Raw genomic sequence first — 18,369 nt, 5'->3', positions numbered from 1 at the left:
TTAGCATTAAACAATTCTTTCTAATGATATTTGAATTCAAAAGATTATTTAACTTTTAATACAACATTCATAAAGGAACCATTTCTAATAATCGCTTCAGGTAATATTTTATATTTTAATATACCTTCAGGAGAAATCTCTACAGTAGAAGGATTTGTTCCATCACCTAAATTAAAAACTGTTTTATCAGCAAATGTAATAAAATAGTCATATTCATTTGCTTCTAAAATAAACCCATTCAAATTCGATTGAGAATTACTTACTGAAATTGGCGTCCCAAATTGATCTTTGAATAACTTATATAAATCCACCTCATATACCTTTTCTGTATCATTGAATTTATATCCTGAATTTGGAGTTTTTAAACGTTCATCAGAAATAAGTGTTGGTAGTAAAACTGATGGCATATAAAAGAAGCCTGGATTAGCATTTCCAGAAGATAGTTTTACCCAAACAGTACCATCAAAGTAATAAAAGCCTTCAGCATTAATATTTTTAGCTGTATTTTCTTGTGTTCCTGTAGAAATATTATTTACAAAAATCATAGTAGATTTTTCTATATTTCTCATAGATTGCGCTCTTTCTCTATCTACACGTGGTATTAAAATTCCTTCCACTGTTTCCAGATTCCCAGTAGGATTAACAGCTGTAACATCTAATGTTGTTTTAGGATCACTTGTTCCAATCCCAACCTGAGCCATAGCATAAGCCGTTGGTAGAGCAAATGCTATTGCAAGTAAAACTTTTTTAATAAATTTATTATTAATTAAATCAGTACAAAGCTATAAAATAGAATAACACTAATTTGTAACACGAATTACATAGCAATACTTTTCAATATTTTATCCATTTAATAAATGGATAAAAAACTGATATATCCTTAATTAATAAATTCAAAATATTAATATGATTTATATCACGTCTTAATAATTTTAAATTACAAATAAAAATATTATACAATAATTTCATTAATTTTTAATCATTAAATATAAAGCTTATTCAAATTTCTTGAAAAAACAGCCTTACTTTTTATGGTTATTAAAACCTAACGATTAGCTAAACCATTGTGTGTCTATAACTATTCTGAAAATTATTAGTTTAAAAACAAAATTATAGTCTTTTTTATTTTTATTCAAATCATATATTTTTCTACTAAGAATCTAATCGTTTAAAATTAAATAGGTAAATTTTTTAGATGAAGAGTATTTCATGTTTTTTTTCATTATAAATAATCCAATATTATTTAACATCTATGATATTGATTAGTCCAAAACACAATACAAAACCCTATATTTGTAGAAATTTTAAAATTAGTAATGACAGCAGTAATCATTATCTTCATCATACATTGGTATGCTTCTTTATTTTTCCAAACTTTTTTTCATCACAGATATGCTTCTCACGCAATGTTTACGATGTCTAAAACATGGGAAAAAATATTTCATGTTTTAGCTTGGATATTTCAAGGTTCATCTTATCTAAGTCCATATACTTACGGTGTTATGCATAGACATCACCACGCGTATGCCGACACAGAAAAAGATCCTCATTCACCACAATATGATCCTAACTTCTTTGCAATGATGTGGAGAACTCGACTTGTTTATAACGAAATTGATCATGATAAAGCACAAGTTTTAGAAAAGTTCAAAAAAGGGGTTCCAGCTTGGAGATCTTGGGATGCTTTCGCAGGAAATAATGCGGTGAGATTAGCTTGGGTAATTATTTACATTTTGATTTATATGGCAGTCGATGCACCGTTATGGACGTATTTTGTATTTATTCCACTACAAGCTTTGATGAGTCCATTACATGGTGTAATCATCAATTGGTTTTCACACAAATTAGGTTACCGTAATTACGATGTTGGAGACACTTCTACAAATTTAATGCCGATAGACTGGCTAATGTGGGGAGAATGTTTGCACAACAATCACCATAAATTTGGTGGACGTCCTAATTTCGCCGTTAAAAAATGGGAATTCGATCCGATGTATCCATGTATCTGGGCAATGAATAAACTAAATATTATTCAGTTCAAAAAAGGAAAATTAGACACCGATTATATGTAAAATAAAAAAAGCGATTCAATCTAGACTGCACCCAAAAGTTTGGACAGATTAAAAATTAATAATTATAAAAATGAGTTCGATATTGTATCGGGCTCATTTTATTTAAGTTCGATTTTATTCTATCGTTATTGTAATAGTAAATGTATTGTTTTATTTCTTTTTTTAGCTCTTCAATAGAATTAAATTTTTGTAAATAAAATAGTTCCGATTTCAGTATTCCGAAGAAATTCTCGATAATAGCATTATCTAAGCAATTTCCTTTTCTACTCATACTTTGTATGATTCCTTTTTCATTTAATAAAGCCTGATATTGTTTCATTTGATATTGCCATCCTTGATCGGAATGTAATATCAAATCTTTGGTGTCTTTCGTTATTTTAAATGCCTTTTTAAGCATTTGAGTTACTTGATTAAAAACAGGTCGTTCGCTTAACTCATAGCTGATAATTTCTTGATTGTACAGATCCATTATCGGTGATAAATATAGTTTTTTATCTTTTACTTTAAACTCGGTAACATCTGTTACCCATTTTTGGTTGGGTTTATCAGCCTTAAATGCTCTTTGCAAGATGTTTGGTGCAATCTTTCCTTGTTCTCCTTTGTAAGATTTGTATTTTTTTCTTCGAATCAAACTCTTTAATCCTAAGCTATTCATCAGTTTAAGAACAGTTTTATGATTGATGATAGTTCCTGATTTTCTTAATTCATCGGTAATTCGTCGATAGCCATATCGCCCTTTATGCTGATGATAAATGGATTTTATCTTAAGTTTTAATTCCTCGTATTTATCTGTTTTACTACGTGAAATATGATAGTAAAAGCTGCTTCTAGCCATATGTGTACAATCTAAAAGTAAATTTAGATGAAATTCTGGCCTTAATTCATTTATGGCTTGTGTCCAAGTTTCTTTTGTTTTTCTTCCTCGGCTTGAATTAAGGCATTGAACTTTTTTAAGAGTGCAACTTCACAACGTAAACGTTCAATCTCTAACAATAGTTCTTCTTCTCTTGATAATGGTTGTTTCGATTTTTTAGGTCCACCCTTAGATGTGCTCATAGTCTTGGGACGGCCTTTTGGTTTGGGTTTTAATCCGTCTATTCCAAAGGTAGCAAAATCTTTTTGCCATTTTATAATAACCGATTCACTTGGAATATTAAATTTAACTCTGGCTTCTCGTAAACTAAGATATTGACTAGTTATAGTCTTAATAACTTTCAACTTAAATTCAACGCTATACGTTTGGTTTTTTTTAGGTTCTATACCTGAAATTCCTTGATTATGATAATCAGAAACCCATTTCTTTAATAAAGAAGCATGTATATTTTCTTTTTTACTAATTGAACGTATTGTTCGATGTTTTTCTAAAACTTCTTTCACACAGCGTAACTTAAATGCTACACCATATTTTACTTTTCTTGTCATAAAAAATGCCCCCAAAAGTGTCTAACTTTTTGGGGGCAGTGTAATCAAGAATCGCTTTTTTTTATTTCTTTTGATAAACGTTACTTTCGATGTACTTCTTGAAAAAAAATTGACTATCAATATTCTCATATCTTTTAGCGAAAACTTGTTGCATTTTGGGTAATTGAGTTATATCTAAACCTATAGCAATTCTAAAAAATCTCAACATAAAGTTTGTTATTATTTTCTGCCAACCGTTTTGATCTTGAGTGAAATCTACATAAAACCAAATTCCTTTAGGCTTCAAATTATCATTCAATTGATCAACTAATTTTTCTGCTCTTTCCTGAGAAAAATGATCAAATAAAAAAGTGGTCATCACTACGTCGTATTTTTTTGACGTTTTAAATTCAAAAATGTCTGAAACAATAAAATTGATTTTCAAATTACTTGTGTTTACTTTTTTTGCTAAATCAATCATTTTAAAAGAAAAATCAATATAATCTATTTCTAATTTCAAGTTGTGTTGTTCTAACGCTGAAATAAACTTTCCAGCTCCTCCTCCTATCCACAGAATTTTGTCACCATCTTTTAAATGTTTTAAAATCAAAAAATGAGCTTGATGTTGCCTATTCAAAAAAAACAACTGACTCAACGAATGATAATATGGTGCAATAAAATTGTAATTCATTATTCTCTAAGTTCAACAAATAAGTGCAACTCAAATTAAATCATTGGGGGCTAGCCCCCAATGATTAGCCAAGTGCTAAATTTGATTTGTGAAAAAAATATATAAACAACTCGACCAGGAACAAAGATACCAAATTGGAATACTTTTGACCGCAGGAAAAAGCAAAAAAGATATTGCTGATTTAATAGGCGTACATAAATCTACCATCACGCGTGAATTACAAAGAAATATTGGCAAGCGTGGTCTACACGCAGGTAGCTATATTCCTGATTTGGCGCAAGAAAAAACAAGTTTAAGGCACAAACAAAAAAACAAGGCAGTAAAATTCACAAAGTCGCTTAAAAATCAGGCAGCTAATTGGTTAAAGAATGAACAACTAAGTCCAGAATTGATTGCTGTAGAATGGAAGTGCATGGGCGTTCAGGGTGTTTCTCTAGAATGCATCTATCAATGGATATGGGACTGTAAAAAGAGTAATCGCAGAGCTGACGCGCCCTATAAAAATCTGTATAAATTTTTAAGACATGGCAGGCGCAGATTCAAAAGAGGCAACTATAAACAAACCCGAGGTATAATCAAAGACAGAGTATCCATTGAGAAACGTCCAAAAGTAGTTGAACAACGAGAAAGATTGGGAGACATCGAAGTCGATTTAATGATGGGGAAAGACCACAAATCAGCTCTATTAGTGATGACAGACCGAGCAACTTTGGTAACCACCTTAGACAAATTGCAAGGAAAAGACGCTCAAAACATTCAAGAATTAATCAATAAAAGAATATCCAGAATAGGTAGCAGCTGGATCAAAACCATGACTTTTGACAACGGAAAAGAGTTTGCCGGACACAAACAAATAGCCGAAAAACACCATATCAAAACCTATTTCACTCGACCCTACACCTCACAAGATAAAGGAACTGTTGAGAACAGAATAGGCTTGATAAGAAGATTTTTACCAAAGAAAACAGACCTGAATTTAGTAAGTAACCTAAGAATCAAACAAATAGAAAAATTAATTAACAATAGAAGAGTAAGAAAGTTTGGCTATATTAGCCCTATCGAAAAACTAAAATCTACTTGGCCAGTTGCACTTATAACTTGAACATGGCTTCAAATAAAATTACGCTTAAAATTCCACAAATTGCTTTGAAAAAAATCATTCCATCAATCGCAATTAAATAATACAAAATAGGTTTTGGACGATGAAGTCTCACTGTAAAAATTGCCAAACAAATTATCGGGATTAACATAAATAAAATTCGATGCAATGGCAAATCATACCAAATACCAAAAAGGACAAAACTTAAAAAACCTAAAAAGATCAAAGGTAAAATGATACGATTTAATGTAAAATGATAACCATATTTCACTACAAATGTTTTCAAATTTCGATTGTTATCGTCTTCATAATCTTTCAAATCAAACAAAATTGCATTTACAACACAATACATAAAAGTCTGAGAAAATAGAAAATAGAATTTTGCATCGATCATATAATGTGTTTTATTTTTTAACATCAAGAATAAAACAGGTAAAAAAACAGTCGTAATTGCCCATGTCCAACCAATTAAAAAAGGTTTCAATAACATCGTTTTTCTCAACGAAATTCCCAATTTCAAATCATAATAACCGAAAGACAACAATGCTGTAAAGAATAAAACAAAAAACCATTTCCAAGATAAAATATCATAATTTGGTAAACATCTGATTGCCAAAATTGAGCCTGAACAAAAAGCGACAACAAGTAAAAAATAAGTAAAATATCGAATATTTTTTCGGTGATCAATATAGAATTGAATACGAGGATTTTGAGATGCTTTTACTTGTTTTGGAACACGATAAGCGTACAAATAAAATAAAACCGTGATGGAACTAATAAAAGAATAATATGCTATCGAATTAAGTGGTAAACCAATTTTAATATTCGTTTCAATATTCAAAGCTATTGAAAGTAGAATTAAAAAAAAATTAGAAAAAAAGATGTTTTCGATTACTCGATTTTGTACTTTTTGTTCCATTTTTTCGTTTTTTTAATCGTTGAATAAATCAAGTATCGAATTTCCATAAGTCAAACAGCAGGAAATTTTATTTAATCCAAATATATAATTTTATTCTGAATGGATTTTATTTTTTGTATTCAATAATAGATTAAAAACTGATGATTGATGTAAAGTTTTAAAAAATTACAGCAAAATATTTCGTGTAAAAAGAATTCTAAATTCCATCTAATCAATTAAGAGGATTTGGGTTTATCTGATTATGTAAAATAGTTATAGTTTTAAATTTTTTCATTTGTACGAATGACAGAAAAAGACCTAATAAAGTGGCTAAATTTTATCTTTTCACAAGATTTATTATAACGGATAATTGAAATATGAGAGGTTTTTATTTATCTTTAGCGTATAGAAATATACTCAATCAAACACAACAAAAATGATAAACAAAAAAGTAAACAGCATCGAAGAAGCACTACAAGGTGTAGAAAGCGGAATGACGCTTGCTGTTGGAGGCTTTGGACTTTCTGGAATTCCTGAAAATTTGATTCAGGGATTAGTCAACAAAAAAATCAACAACCTTACTTGTATTAGTAACAATGCTGGTGTTGATGATTTTGGTTTAGGATTATTATTGCAAGGAAAACAAATCAAAAAAATGATTTCTTCTTATGTTGGTGAAAATGCAGAATTCGAACGCCAAATGCTTTCTGGTGAATTAGAAGTAGAATTAATTCCGCAAGGAACTTTAGCTACACGATTGATGGCTGCCGGTTATGGAATGCCTGCAATTTTTACGCCTGCAGGAGTTGGAACTGAAGTCGCTGAAGGAAAAGAAATTAGAAAATTCACGTTTCATGGAATCGAAAAAGAATATTTGTTAGAATATGCTTTCGAACCAGATTTTGCATTAGTTAAAGCTTGGAAAGGTGATACAGCAGGAAATTTAGTTTTCCGTGGTGCAACTGCCAATTTTAATCATCCAGCTGCGATGTGTGGAAAAATTACCATTGCTGAAGTGGAAGAATTGGTGGAAGTCGGTGAACTTGATCCAAATCAAATTCATACACCAGGTGTTTATGTAAATCGTATTTTACAAGGAGAAAAATACGAAAAACGAATTGAAAATAGAACTGTTCAACCTAAACCATAAAGGCAATGTTAGATAAAAATGGAATTGCAAAACGTATTGCGAAAGAAGTTAAAGATGGATATTATGTGAATTTAGGCATCGGAATTCCAACATTGGTTGCCAATTATATTCCTGAAAATGTAAATGTTGTTTTGCAATCAGAAAATGGATTATTGGGAATGGGACCTTTCCCTACAGAAGGTGAAGAAGATCCTGATTTTATCAATGCTGGTAAACAAACAATCACCACTTTACCTGGTTCAGCCTTTTTTGATTCGGCAATGAGTTTTGGAATGATTAGAGCTCGAAAAATTAACTTAACTATTTTAGGCGCAATGGAAGTTTCTGAAAATGGAGACATTGCAAATTGGAAGATTCCAGGAAAAATGGTTAAAGGAATGGGAGGCGCAATGGATTTAGTCGCTTCTGCAGATAATATTATTGTTGCCATGCAACATGTAAACAAAGCAGGAGAATCTAAATTACTACCAAGTTGTACGTTACCTTTAACAGGAATTAATTGTGTTAAAAAAATTGTGACAGAATTAGCTGTGTTAGAAATTTTACCAGAAGGTGGATTCAAATTATTAGAACGCGCACCAGGTGTTTCGGTAGAAGAAATTAAAAATGCAACTGAAGGAAAATTAATTATTGAAGGAGAAATCCCTGAAATGATTTTATAAAATCAATTATTAAATTGTTTTATACTAAACATAAAAAAACCACTCAATCGAGTGGTTTTCTTATTGTTATATAGATTGAGTTAATCAATTACTTTACCTATTAAATCGAATTCATACGCTTCGATAATTTCTACATTAACAAAATCACCAATTGGTAAATAAGTATCTACTGCAGAAATTAAAATTTCGTTGTCAACATCTGGCGAATCATGTTCAGAACGACCAATAAAATTATCACCTTCTTTTCGATCTATCAACACTCTAAATGTTTGACCGATTTTTTCTTGGTTCAAATCGTAAGAAATTTGAGATTGAATCTCCATAATTTCTTCCACACGTTGTTGTTTTACTTCCTCTGGTACATCGTCCACTAAATTATAAGCATGTGTATTTTCTTCATGAGAATAAGTAAAACATCCTAAACGATCGAACTTTTGAGCTTGAACCCACTCTTTCATTTCTTGGAAATCTTCTTCCGTTTCTCCTGGATAACCACAAATTAACGTCGTACGAATGGTCATTCCTGGAACTTTAGAACGGAAAGCTTCTAATAAAGCATTCGTTTTTTCTTTTGTTGTTCCACGACGCATCGATTTCAAAATGTTTGTCGATATGTGCTGCAAAGGAATATCTAAATAATTACATACTTTAGGTTCTTCACGAATTACATCTAAAACATCTTCTGGGAATCCAGCTGGAAAAGCATAATGTAAACGAATCCACTCGATCCCTTCTACTTTTACCAATTCTTTTAAAAGACTTGCTAATTCGCGTTTTTTATAGATATCTAATCCGTAGTAAGTTAAATCTTGTGCGATTAAAATCAATTCTTTTGTTCCATTTTTCGCTAATTTAGTTGCCTCCGTAACTAAATCTTCGATTGGACGAGAAACGTTTCCACCACGCATCAAGGGAATTGCACAAAATGAACATGGACGATCGCAACCTTCGGCAATTTTTAAATACGCATAATGGCGAGGTGTAGTCGTTAAACGCTCCCCTACTAATTCGTGTTTATAATCTGCACCTAAAGCTTTTAATAACAATGGTAACTCACGTGTTCCAAAATATTGATCAACATCTGGTATTTGCTCTAATAAATCTGGTTTATAACGCTCAGATAAGCATCCTGTCACAAAAACTTTTTCTACTAAACCGTCTTCTTTACGTTGTACATAGTCTAAAATTGTATCAATACTTTCTTCTTTCGCATTATCAATAAAACCACATGTATTAATCACAACAATTTCTCCTGACTGCTCATGAACTACTTCTTTTCCATTTGCTTTCAATTGCCCCATTAATACTTCAGAATCATATACGTTTTTAGAACACCCTAACGTAATTACATTTATTTTCTTTTTCCCAGTCGATTTCGTACGCATTACTATAATTTAAGTGTGCAAAATTACAAAATTTTTAAGAGACTACCCGTAAAGATTAATTGGAAGTGATATAAATGCCTAAAATAAAAACTATTCTATGAAACAAATTCATGATAGAAGGTTTTCAACTCATCATTTTATCTGAATAAACATAATTTATACCCAGAATAATAAGTCAAAAATTAATCAATATGAAAATGACTTGGAAAAGCCTTTTCAGGATTTTGCTTAAGTAGATTTAATTTGAATTGACTTTCTAAAAATCCATATCCGTAATTAAAAAATTGAATTAAAGTCGTTTGAATAGATAGTAAACCTACAATCGCAGATTTGAATCGTATGGTTGAAAATATAAAGATTAAAAACATATAAATTAACCACAAAACAAAAGGAAGTTGCAGGATAAATTTATACGCTGGAACGATAAAACTCAATACTAACAAAAGAAAAGCAGCTATTGTTCCGACAAAAAATAAGCTCGGAAACCAAAAAGTTGGTTTGATGTATTTTGGATGACGTCGATTAAGAATTGGTCGAGCAACCCCAAATTGATAGACTTGTTTAGCAAATTTTTTCAAGGAAGTTCTACGTTTATGAATCACTTTCGAATTTTGAAACAAACGAGTGTCAAAACCATTTTCCCATAAACGCATCGATAAATCTGGATCTTCTCCAACACGTAAATCTGCAAATCCTCCCGTTTTTTCATAGGCTACACGAGAAATCCCCATGTTAAAACTACGTGGTTGAAATTTACCTATTTGTTTTTTACCTCCACGAATTCCACCTGTTGTCAGAAAAGAAGTCATCGAAAACGTAATGGCTTTTTGCAAATCTGTAAACGATTCATCTGCATCATCTGGTCCACCAAAAGCATCAACAAAATTAGTTATCAACTCCTTTTTTACAGATTCGATATAAGTTGATGGAATAATGGTATCAGAATCTAAGAAAATGAAATAATTTCCATTCGCTTTTTCCATACCATAGTTTCTCGATTTTCCTGGACCTGAATTTGTTTTGTAGTAATAATGAAGATCTAATTGAGAATCAAATTTAGCACAAACCACATCCAATTTATTTGTAGAACCATCGTCTACAATGATAATTTCGAATGACTTATCCGTTTGTTTTGTTAAACTTGACAATAATTCTGTCAATTCATCTTGACGTTCGTAAACCGCAATAATTATCGAAATTTGTAAATCTTCTTTTTCCAAAATAAATTATTGATTGAATGATTCTTTCAATTCCAACGTTACTTGCTGAATTTCGTTTAAATTCTTAAAATGATTCAGTTTGAAAGTAGATTTCGTTTGATTTAATTCGTGAACAATTGCCAAAATGGTATCCAAAGGACTTTGCTCCTCTCCTTTTGAAGTTTCGTCAAAATTAATTCCAACCAAAGAAACTTCTTCAATCATTCCGAACAACCATTCTTCTAAAAAAGTATTCAAATCGATTGAATCAATTTTATGATTTTCCCATTGATTATGTTTCGCATTTTTAGCTAAATCTGTATTCGACCAAAAGCAAATCACCTCTAAATTAGAACCATCTTCATACTCAAATTCCTCTGAGTACGAAACAGCAAAACCTTCTTCTGAAGTTAAAATATATACTTTTTGATCTTGACAGATTTCTTTAATAAATTGACTCACTTTTCTTAATTTTGATTTTTAGCTTTTTTACTTCCTTCGTACATTTCATATTGTAAAAAGTCGCATTCTAATTTACCATTAAATACTTTTACTTTTCTCGAAGGACGTAAACCGACATATTTTTTGGCTTGTAAATCTGATGTAATAAACCACGCCAAAGTATTTGGATAACTCGATTTTAATGTATCTCCAATTTGTTTGTAAAATTCTTGGTTATTATTTTCGATACGCTCATCATAAGGCGGATTAAAAACCAGTAAAACTGGGAATAATTCTTTTTTAGATGTAAAAAAATCTTGATTTCTAACTTCAATAAACTCTTCTAAATCTGCAGATTTTATGTTTGCTTGTGCAATTTTCACCATCATTGGCGAAATTTCATAACCAACGATTTTATATTCTGATTCTTTGATTCGATTTAAACGTGTGTTACGAATTTGCGTAAACAATGTTTCGTCATAATCTGGCCAATTCTGAAAAGCAAAATGCTTACGATGAATTTGTGGTGGAATATGATTTGCAATCATCGCTGCTTCGATTAACAAAGTTCCCGAACCACACATCGGATCAAGGTAATTTCCTTTTCCATCATAACCCGCTTTTAACAACAAACCTGCTGCTAAAACTTCATTAATTGGTGCTGGTCCAGTTTCTTCACGATAACCGCGTTTGTGCAGAGAATCTCCCGAAGAATCTAAAGACAATGTAATTTTGTCGTGCGAAATATGTAAGTTGAAACGTACATCAGGAAAGTCTTTATCGATACTCGGACGACGACCATCCTTTTCTTTAAAACGATCTACAATAGCATCTTTTACTTTTAACGCTGCATAATGCGAATGTGTAAAATAATCTGAAAAAACAGTTGGATCAATCATAAAAGTTTGATCGACATTCAAATAATTTTCCCAATGGAATTTCTTGAATTTCTCGTACAATTGATGATCATTTTTCGCTGAAAATGTAAGAATTGGTTTTTGTATACGTAATGCTGTACGCAGGCTATAATTGGCTTTATACATAAAACCTAAATCGCCATTAAATTCAACCATTCGGTTTTGAACTTTTACATCTGCTGCACCCAACGCTCTTAATTCTTGCGCCAATATTTCTTCGAAACCAAAAAAGGTTTTCGCAATCATTCTGAAATTTTCCAAGGAAATAAAATTTTTACAAAAGTACGGGAAATAAAGGAAATTGAGAAAGGAATAATCGATTTTCAATTTTCTAAACTTTCTTGCTTCAAGATTTTAAAACAATCGAGATTTTATTTTTCATTCTTCGTACCTTTCGCCCGTAAAAAAGTCAAATTTTAGAACGATATAAAATGGAAAAAATCACTGATCGTCTTTCAGCCTTGAGAGAAGTTATGAAACAAAATGGTGTAAGTGCAACTATTATTCCAGGTACAGATCCTCACGGAAACGAATATTTACCAAATCGTTGGAAAGAACGTGAATGGATTTCAGGTTTCAATGGTTCGGCTGGTACGGCAGTTGTCACGTTAGAAAAAGCTGCTGTTTGGACAGATTCAAGATATTTTATTCAAGCAGAAGATCAATTGAAAGATACCACTTTCGAATTGATGAAAATGAAAATGCCTGAAACTCCTTCAATTAATGAATGGATTATTTCTCAATTAAAAGCAGGTGAAACTGTAGGTCTTAATCCACAGATGTTTGCACATCATGCATTTACTGAAACAGCGAACGAATTTACATTCAATCAACTTGCTGTTAAATCAATTGATTTAATTGACTTGACGAATAAAAACCGTGATGAATTACCTCAAAATCAATTCTACATTTATGATGTTAAATTTGCTGGAAAATCAGCTACAGATAAAATTTCGGAGGTACGAAATGAAATGAAAAAAGCAAATACAAACGTTTATTTCATGAACTCGTTAGACGAAATCGCATGGTTATTTAATATTCGTGGAAATGATGTTAATTTTAATCCTTTGACAATTTCATATGCGGCAGTAGATACAGAAAATGCTTATTTATTCATAGATGAAGCGAAAGTAACTCCCCTTACAAAATCTGCTTTAGCAGCTGAAGGCGTTATGATTAAATCATATTTGGAAATATATGATTATCTACAAAACTTAAATGAAAAATCGCACGTTTTGGTGGATGGAAATCGTATCAACCAATCGCTTTACGAAGCTATACCTTCATCATCAACGATCAAATTAGCTTCATCAATTGTAACACATCTAAAATCACAAAAAAACGAAGTTGAATTAGATGGTTTCCGCCAAGCAATGGTAAAAGATGGTGTTGCATTGACGAAATTTTTCATGTGGTTAGAAGAAAATATCGAACAAAATATCAATGAAGTTACGGTTGCAGATAAATTAATCGAATTAAGAGCTCAACAAGAAAACTTTAAAGGTGCAAGTTTCGGAACGATTTGTGGTTACGCTGATCATGGTGCGATGAATCATTATTCTGCAACTCCAGAATCTGCTTATACATTAGGAAAAGAGGAAATGTTATTGATTGATTCGGGCGCACAATTTTTAGAAGGAACAACAGATATCACACGTACATTGATGTTAGGTGAGCCAACTGCTCAACAAAAAATTGATTATACATTGGTTTTAAAAGGAAATATTGCTTTATCAGAAGCTGTTTTTCCTGTTAATTCTCGTGGTTCTTTGTTAGATGTTTTATCACGTAAAGCGCTTTGGGAAAATGGTTTTAATTACGGACACGGAACAGGTCATGGCGTTGGACATTTCTTATGTGTACACGAGGGGCCGCAAAGTATTCGATTAGAAGAGAATTTAACTCCTCTAAAAGTAGGAATGGTTCTTTCGAACGAACCTGGTTTGTACCGCGATGGTGAATACGGAATTCGTATCGAAAACTTAATGGTTGTTCAACCAGCGATGTCAACTCAGTTTGGGGATTTCTTGAAGTTTGAAATTCTTACTGTTTCTCCGATTGATACAAAATTAATTGATAACAATTTGATGACTACTCAAGAAATTGAGTGGTTAAATAACTATCACCAATTTGTATTCGAAAAAATTTCTCCATTCTTAGATGAGAAAGAAACAACTTGGTTGAAAGAGAAATGTAAAGCGATATAAATCGTTGACATAAATCGTTAACTGAATTCGTTTCGGAACTATTCAAAATAAAATCCTATTCGGCATGAATAGGATTTTTTATTTTCTAACTTTCTTTGTATTATTGCAACATATTTGCATTAAGAGATGAAACGACGAAATACACCAACCAAACAAGCGGTTATTGATTTGTTCAATTCGTGTTCTACTGCATTGAATCAAGAACAAATTGAGACACAATTGCAAGGAAAAATGGATAGAGCGACAATTTATCGTATTCTAAATAATTTTTGCGATGATGGAATGATGCATAAAGTTGTTGGCGATGATGGTGTAAACTATTTTGCGATGTGCAAAACAAGTTGTGAACACACCCAACATCATCACGATCATTTTCATTTTCGCTGTACAACTTGCAATCAATTAATTTGTTTGAAAGAAGAAATAAAAATTAATTTACCCGAAGGTTTCTCTATGCAAGATTGTAATTGTGTCATTACAGGAACTTGTCAAAATTGCCAAAAATAACAACAATGGATTTACAATGGTTTGTAAAATGGTTTAACTCGCCATATTATCATATTTTATACAAAAACAGAAGCTTAACAGAAGCAGAAGATTTTATCAAAAAAATCACCCATTACTTACAACTTCCGCAACATGCAAAACTGTTGGATTTAGCTTGTGGAAAAGGCCGACATTCGATTACGTTGAATAAATTAGGATTTGATGTTTTGGGAATAGATTTAGCCGAAGCAAGTATTTCTTTTGCAAAACAATATGAAAATGAACACTTAAAATTTGAAGTACACGATATGCGCGAAGTGTATCATCCAAACGAGTTTGATGCTGTTTTCAATTTATTTACAAGTTTTGGTTACTTCGAGAAATATGAAGATAATTTTAGCGTTTTTGAAGCCGTAAAACAACAAATTAAATCGCATGGAATTTTTGTGTTGGATTATCTGAATGCAGAAAAAGTTGTTTCACACATGATTCCCTATGAGGAAAAAGTAATTGACGGAATTTTATTTAAAATCACAAAGTCAATTGAAAATGGATTTATTAAAAAAGAAATTGATTTTGAAGATAAAGGCGAAACTTTTCATTTCGAAGAATATGTTCGATTGATTTATTTCAATGATTTCAAAAAAATATATGAAACTGAAGGTTTTGTATTAGACAAAGCTTTTGGGAATTACAATTTGGATGATTTTGATGAACAAACATCCGACCGATTAATTTTAGTATTAAACAAATGAAAGAAAGTTTAATCTTAATTTCAAGTGTTTTAATTGGTGTGATATTCTCTCGAATTTTACTCAAAAACAAACACAACTCAAAATTACTGCTCACCTTTAGTGGTGCTTATTTCTTAGCGATGACCGTTTTAGAAATATTACCTCAAGTTTACGGACATCCCTCAGATCATCATAGTCATCATTCGATTGGTTTGTTTGTTTTGTTAGGGGTTGTTGTGCAATATATTTTAGAAACAGTGAGCAAAGGTGTCGAGCACGGACATATACATTTGCATAAAAAAGAGCAGTTTCCATTCGGAATTTTTGGAGGATTATTTCTTCACTCTATTATCGAAGGAATTCCCGTTGCAAATGCAGCTTCGCATGATTTTATGTGGGCAATTTTTGTACATAATATTCCTGTTTCGACGATTTTATTTAGCGCATTGTGTCAACATACAGAATCTAATGCAAAACGTTTTCTCTTTATGTCTTTGTTTGCATTAGCCGCTCCAATAGGTTATTTCTTAGGAAAACACACCATTATTTCGAACTATTCATTAGAAATGAGCGCAATTGTTTCTGGAATATTCTTACACATTTCAACGGTCATTTTATTCGAAAGTAACGAAGGACACAAATTTAATCTACAAAAATTTGGCTCAATTATAATTGGATTTTTATTGGCTTATTTAACCGTTTCTATGCATGTACATTCGCATTAAAATAAAAAAAAAAGAAGTTCAAAATTTGAACTTCTTTTTTTAATTATAACATTTTTCGATGATCTAAAACTAAAATTTCTCCGTTTGAGACAAATTTCCATTTTTGATCTTTTTTACATTCATTTTTTTCAGTCGTTGATTTAATATCAAATGCAACTTCTTTTCCCTTCATCGAAATTGAAGTGTGGTAATCACAATCTCCAATTTTTACATTTGTCGAAACAAAGTCATTCGCTAATATTTCTGTTTCAGGAATTGCTTTTATCGCTTCATTAATAATATTTAAATCCAATTCATTGTAAATTAATTCAAAATTATCCTTTACCAAATTTGTTGACAAACGAAAAGAATTTGATTCTACATCTGTTCTAATCGTCGTATTTTTTGTGCTCAAGTCTAATTCTTCAACACGTTTTGGACAATCTAAATAGTCTGGAAATTTAATTGATTCTTTACTTTGTAAATCTTTTTGAAATGCTTTAATTTCATAAAATAATTGTTTTTTATCCTCAGAAGCATCTTTAAATTCTGATGTTTCAGAAAGTTCTAACGTTGTAAGCTGTTTAACTTCTAACTTATTTTCGGTGCAATTAAAGAAGAATAAAAATGTAAAAAGTGAGTAAATGTAATGTTTCATAAGCTTGTAGATTTTAATTACCTAATTTACAAAATATAACACTCAATTTCAATAATTTAACACTCCCTAATTATAGGTATTTTTTCAAATCCAATTTCAATATTTCTCCAACTTTAGTAAATTCCTCATTAACTTTCGCATGAAGCGTGATTTTTTTATTTGAAACAGGATGATTAAACACTAACTCATGGGCATGAAGCATCATTCCTTTCAATCCAAAATTCTCTAACCACAATTTATTCTGTTTATTACAGCCATGTGGACGACTTCCTAAAATAGGATGAAAAATGTGCCGAAAATGTTTTCGCAATTGATGCATTCGACCAGTTTCTGGAATTGCTTCAACCAAACAATAACGAGAAGTTGGATGATTATTGAAAGCCAATTCAATTTCAGCTGTTTGCAAGCGATGAAAGTAAGTAATTGCGTTTTGTTTTACACCATCATCATTGGTTAAATCATAATCTATTGTTAGCTCTTCTGGTGCCCAACCACGTAATATCGCCAAATATTTTTTTTCGACCGCACGTGTGGCAAAACGGTCATTCATAATTTTTAGACTTTCTTTATCTAAAGCAAATAAAAGTACGCCAGATGTTTTGCGATCTAAACGATGAATGGGATAAACGTGTTGCCCTCCTATTTGGTTGCGCAACTCTTGAACTGCAAAAACAGAAGCATCTCGCGCATAAAAAGATTTATGAACCAATAAACCACTTGGCTTATTAATGGCAATAATATAGTCGTCTTGGTAAAGAATTTCTAACATTAAGCAAAAATAAAAAGAGATTTGGTTTAATAAATCTCTTTTTGAATAATAATTATGTAGATAATGTTAATTAACTGCTTTGAAAAACGAAGGAGCGTTTCCATAAATAGCTGTTTTTCCATCCCACTTTTCTATAAATTGTTGTTGAATCAATAATTGATTTAAAGAAACTTTTCTCAATTCATTTGCTCTTGCTTCAGCTTCGGCTTGTACAATTAATTTTTTAGCATTTGCTTCCGCAACTTTTAATTCGTTTTCTACACGTTGTGCTTCTTGTATCGCGGCATTCTTAGCATTAATGGCTTTTGTAATTGCTTCAGGATATTGAATTCCACTTGTCAATTGTTCTAAAATAAATCCTTCTTGTTTCAAAAATGCATTCATTTTTTGCTGAACTCCATTTTCAAAAGCTTCGCGGCTGCTAATAATTTGATCTGTAGTAAATTTATTAAACTCGATACGGTAAACATCTTTGATATGATTAACTAAAGTATTCTGTAAAACTTCGTTAATATTACGACGATATTTTTTGAAAATTTTAGGCGATTCTCCATCTATAACTTTAAGCGAAATTGTAGGGTCAACCGTAAAAACAGAACCATCTTTTGCATTAACTGTGAATGCTTCATAATTGATAGTCTGCACATAAGTTGGAATTTCGAACACTTGTTCTGTCAAAGGATTATACCAAACTCGACCCGTTACTAAAGCAACATCTTGCACACCTTTGTCTGATCCGTACATTTTGACAAGTAAACCTTCGTGACCAGCATCAATGCGTTCTGTACAAGCTATTGCAACAACTAATAAAAATAATGAAAGTGTTCCTCCTGCAATTAATTTGATTAAATTTTTATTCATTCGTAAAATAGATTTTTTTGAAAATAATTAAAGTT

Annotated in this window: 19 protein-coding genes; 8 read left to right on the top strand and 11 right to left on the bottom strand. The window is 31.2% G+C overall.

Going from position 1 to position 18,369, the window contains the following annotated elements:
• Nucleotides 1-44 precede the first annotated feature (44 nt).
• The gene (locus tag NZD85_RS01600; RefSeq protein WP_260542980.1) at nt 45-701 is read right to left on the bottom strand and encodes a hypothetical protein; all 657 of its coding nucleotides are present in this window, start codon (nt 699-701) and stop codon (nt 45-47) included.
• 615 nt (nt 702-1,316) lie between these two features.
• On the opposite strand from NZD85_RS01600, the gene NZD85_RS01595 reads away from it, so the two are divergent.
• Nucleotides 1,317-2,072, top strand: coding sequence for an acyl-CoA desaturase (locus tag NZD85_RS01595; protein ID WP_260542978.1), 756 nt, complete (start codon nt 1,317-1,319; stop codon nt 2,070-2,072).
• Nucleotides 2,073-2,127: 55 nt separating this feature from the next.
• Here the strand turns inward: NZD85_RS01595 and NZD85_RS14725 are convergent.
• A protein-coding gene (locus NZD85_RS14725) for an IS3 family transposase (protein ID WP_396127066.1) occupies nt 2,128-3,494 on the bottom strand; the annotation gives its coding sequence in 2 pieces (ribosomal slippage) (nt 2,128-3,035 and nt 3,035-3,494; 1,368 coding nt in all).
• 61 nt (nt 3,495-3,555) lie between these two features.
• A complete protein-coding gene (locus NZD85_RS01580) occupies nt 3,556-4,164 on the bottom strand; it encodes a class I SAM-dependent methyltransferase (protein WP_260542976.1) in 609 nt (202 codons plus the stop codon).
• An 88-nt stretch (nt 4,165-4,252) separates the two neighbouring features.
• Here NZD85_RS01580 and NZD85_RS01575 point away from each other — a divergent pair, with 88 nt between their 5' ends.
• Nucleotides 4,253-5,266, top strand: a complete 1,014-nt coding sequence (locus NZD85_RS01575; RefSeq protein WP_260542974.1) for an IS30 family transposase — start codon at nt 4,253-4,255, stop codon at nt 5,264-5,266.
• Here NZD85_RS01575 and NZD85_RS01570 read toward each other — a convergent pair.
• On the bottom strand, nt 5,256-6,182 hold the full coding sequence (locus NZD85_RS01570; RefSeq protein ID WP_260542972.1) for a UbiA prenyltransferase family protein: 927 nt from the start codon (nt 6,180-6,182) through the stop codon (nt 5,256-5,258). The genes NZD85_RS01575 and NZD85_RS01570 overlap by 11 nt on opposite strands.
• A gap of 415 nt (nt 6,183-6,597) precedes the next feature.
• Here NZD85_RS01570 and NZD85_RS01565 point away from each other — a divergent pair, with 415 nt between their 5' ends.
• Both NZD85_RS01565 and NZD85_RS01560 read left to right on the top strand, forming a co-directional pair.
• A complete protein-coding gene (locus tag NZD85_RS01565) occupies nt 6,598-7,311 on the top strand; it encodes a CoA transferase subunit A (protein ID WP_171622125.1) in 714 nt (237 codons plus the stop codon).
• Between the two features lie 5 nt (nt 7,312-7,316).
• A complete protein-coding gene (locus tag NZD85_RS01560) occupies nt 7,317-7,973 on the top strand; it encodes a CoA transferase subunit B (RefSeq protein ID WP_171622126.1) in 657 nt (218 codons plus the stop codon).
• Nucleotides 7,974-8,053: 80 nt separating this feature from the next.
• Here the strand turns inward: NZD85_RS01560 and rimO are convergent, their stop codons facing one another.
• The 4 genes from rimO to NZD85_RS01540 form a co-directional block, all read right to left on the bottom strand.
• Nucleotides 8,054-9,358 carry a 30S ribosomal protein S12 methylthiotransferase RimO gene (rimO, locus tag NZD85_RS01555; RefSeq protein ID WP_171622127.1) on the bottom strand — a complete coding sequence of 435 codons (1,305 nt, stop codon included), beginning with the start codon at nt 9,356-9,358 and terminating at the stop codon, nt 8,054-8,056.
• A 182-nt stretch (nt 9,359-9,540) separates the two neighbouring features.
• Entirely contained in the window at nt 9,541-10,578 is a 1,038-nt protein-coding gene (locus NZD85_RS01550; protein WP_260542970.1) for a glycosyltransferase, read from the bottom strand.
• A gap of 6 nt (nt 10,579-10,584) precedes the next feature.
• The gene (locus NZD85_RS01545) at nt 10,585-11,019 is read right to left on the bottom strand and encodes a DUF2750 domain-containing protein (RefSeq protein WP_171622129.1); all 435 of its coding nucleotides are present in this window, start codon (nt 11,017-11,019) and stop codon (nt 10,585-10,587) included.
• A gap of 5 nt (nt 11,020-11,024) precedes the next feature.
• Nucleotides 11,025-12,182, bottom strand: coding sequence for a THUMP domain-containing class I SAM-dependent RNA methyltransferase (locus NZD85_RS01540; RefSeq protein WP_171622253.1), 1,158 nt, complete (start codon nt 12,180-12,182; stop codon nt 11,025-11,027).
• 164 nt (nt 12,183-12,346) lie between these two features.
• On the opposite strand from NZD85_RS01540, the gene NZD85_RS01535 reads away from it, so the two are divergent.
• From NZD85_RS01535 to NZD85_RS01520, 4 genes are all read left to right on the top strand, one after another.
• On the top strand, nt 12,347-14,122 hold the full coding sequence (locus NZD85_RS01535) for an aminopeptidase P family protein (protein ID WP_260542968.1): 1,776 nt from the start codon (nt 12,347-12,349) through the stop codon (nt 14,120-14,122).
• Nucleotides 14,123-14,248: 126 nt separating this feature from the next.
• A complete protein-coding gene (locus NZD85_RS01530) occupies nt 14,249-14,629 on the top strand; it encodes a Fur family transcriptional regulator (RefSeq protein ID WP_171622131.1) in 381 nt (126 codons plus the stop codon).
• A complete protein-coding gene (locus NZD85_RS01525) occupies nt 14,617-15,363 on the top strand; it encodes a class I SAM-dependent methyltransferase (RefSeq protein WP_260542966.1) in 747 nt (248 codons plus the stop codon). The genes NZD85_RS01530 and NZD85_RS01525 overlap by 13 nt, the downstream gene beginning before the upstream one ends.
• Nucleotides 15,360-16,067 (top strand): ZIP family metal transporter, encoded by a 708-nt coding sequence (locus tag NZD85_RS01520; RefSeq protein ID WP_260542964.1) that lies wholly within the window; start codon nt 15,360-15,362, stop codon nt 16,065-16,067. Before NZD85_RS01525 ends, NZD85_RS01520 begins: the two co-directional genes overlap by 4 nt.
• 43 nt (nt 16,068-16,110) lie before the next feature.
• Here the strand turns inward: NZD85_RS01520 and NZD85_RS01515 are convergent, their stop codons facing one another.
• From NZD85_RS01515 to NZD85_RS01505, 3 genes are all read right to left on the bottom strand, one after another.
• On the bottom strand, nt 16,111-16,704 hold the full coding sequence (locus NZD85_RS01515) for a hypothetical protein (protein ID WP_260542961.1): 594 nt from the start codon (nt 16,702-16,704) through the stop codon (nt 16,111-16,113).
• A 70-nt stretch (nt 16,705-16,774) separates the two neighbouring features.
• The gene (locus tag NZD85_RS01510; protein ID WP_171622135.1) at nt 16,775-17,473 is read right to left on the bottom strand and encodes a pseudouridine synthase; all 699 of its coding nucleotides are present in this window, start codon (nt 17,471-17,473) and stop codon (nt 16,775-16,777) included.
• A 66-nt stretch (nt 17,474-17,539) separates the two neighbouring features.
• Nucleotides 17,540-18,334, bottom strand: a complete 795-nt coding sequence (locus NZD85_RS01505; protein WP_171622136.1) for a prohibitin family protein — start codon at nt 18,332-18,334, stop codon at nt 17,540-17,542.
• Between the last annotated feature and the right edge of the window lie 35 nt (nt 18,335-18,369).

This window comes from Empedobacter stercoris (assembly GCF_025244765.1).
In the GTDB taxonomy this organism is placed as follows: Bacteria; Bacteroidota; Bacteroidia; order Flavobacteriales; family Weeksellaceae; genus Empedobacter; species Empedobacter stercoris.
Note: the sequence above shows the minus strand (reverse complement) of the source record. Positions and strands in the feature narration are given on the sequence as shown.

What these genes read in the sequence shown, in the direction of transcription:
- NZD85_RS01600 (WP_260542980.1), bottom strand. Translation starts at nt 701, where the DNA reads ATGGCTCAGGTTGGGATTGGAACAAGTGATCCTAAAACAACATTAGAT.
- NZD85_RS01595 (WP_260542978.1), top strand. Translation starts at nt 1,317, where the DNA reads ATGACAGCAGTAATCATTATCTTCATCATACATTGGTATGCTTCTTTA.
- NZD85_RS01580 (WP_260542976.1), bottom strand. Translation starts at nt 4,164, where the DNA reads ATGAATTACAATTTTATTGCACCATATTATCATTCGTTGAGTCAGTTG.
- NZD85_RS01570 (WP_260542972.1), bottom strand. Translation starts at nt 6,182, where the DNA reads ATGGAACAAAAAGTACAAAATCGAGTAATCGAAAACATCTTTTTTTCT.
- NZD85_RS01565 (WP_171622125.1), top strand. Translation starts at nt 6,598, where the DNA reads ATGATAAACAAAAAAGTAAACAGCATCGAAGAAGCACTACAAGGTGTA.
- NZD85_RS01560 (WP_171622126.1), top strand. Translation starts at nt 7,317, where the DNA reads ATGTTAGATAAAAATGGAATTGCAAAACGTATTGCGAAAGAAGTTAAA.
- rimO (WP_171622127.1), bottom strand. Translation starts at nt 9,358, where the DNA reads ATGCGTACGAAATCGACTGGGAAAAAGAAAATAAATGTAATTACGTTA.
- NZD85_RS01535 (WP_260542968.1), top strand. Translation starts at nt 12,347, where the DNA reads ATGGAAAAAATCACTGATCGTCTTTCAGCCTTGAGAGAAGTTATGAAA.
- NZD85_RS01530 (WP_171622131.1), top strand. Translation starts at nt 14,249, where the DNA reads ATGAAACGACGAAATACACCAACCAAACAAGCGGTTATTGATTTGTTC.
- NZD85_RS01520 (WP_260542964.1), top strand. Translation starts at nt 15,360, where the DNA reads ATGAAAGAAAGTTTAATCTTAATTTCAAGTGTTTTAATTGGTGTGATA.
- NZD85_RS01515 (WP_260542961.1), bottom strand. Translation starts at nt 16,704, where the DNA reads ATGAAACATTACATTTACTCACTTTTTACATTTTTATTCTTCTTTAAT.
- NZD85_RS01510 (WP_171622135.1), bottom strand. Translation starts at nt 17,473, where the DNA reads ATGTTAGAAATTCTTTACCAAGACGACTATATTATTGCCATTAATAAG.
- NZD85_RS01505 (WP_171622136.1), bottom strand. Translation starts at nt 18,334, where the DNA reads ATGAATAAAAATTTAATCAAATTAATTGCAGGAGGAACACTTTCATTA.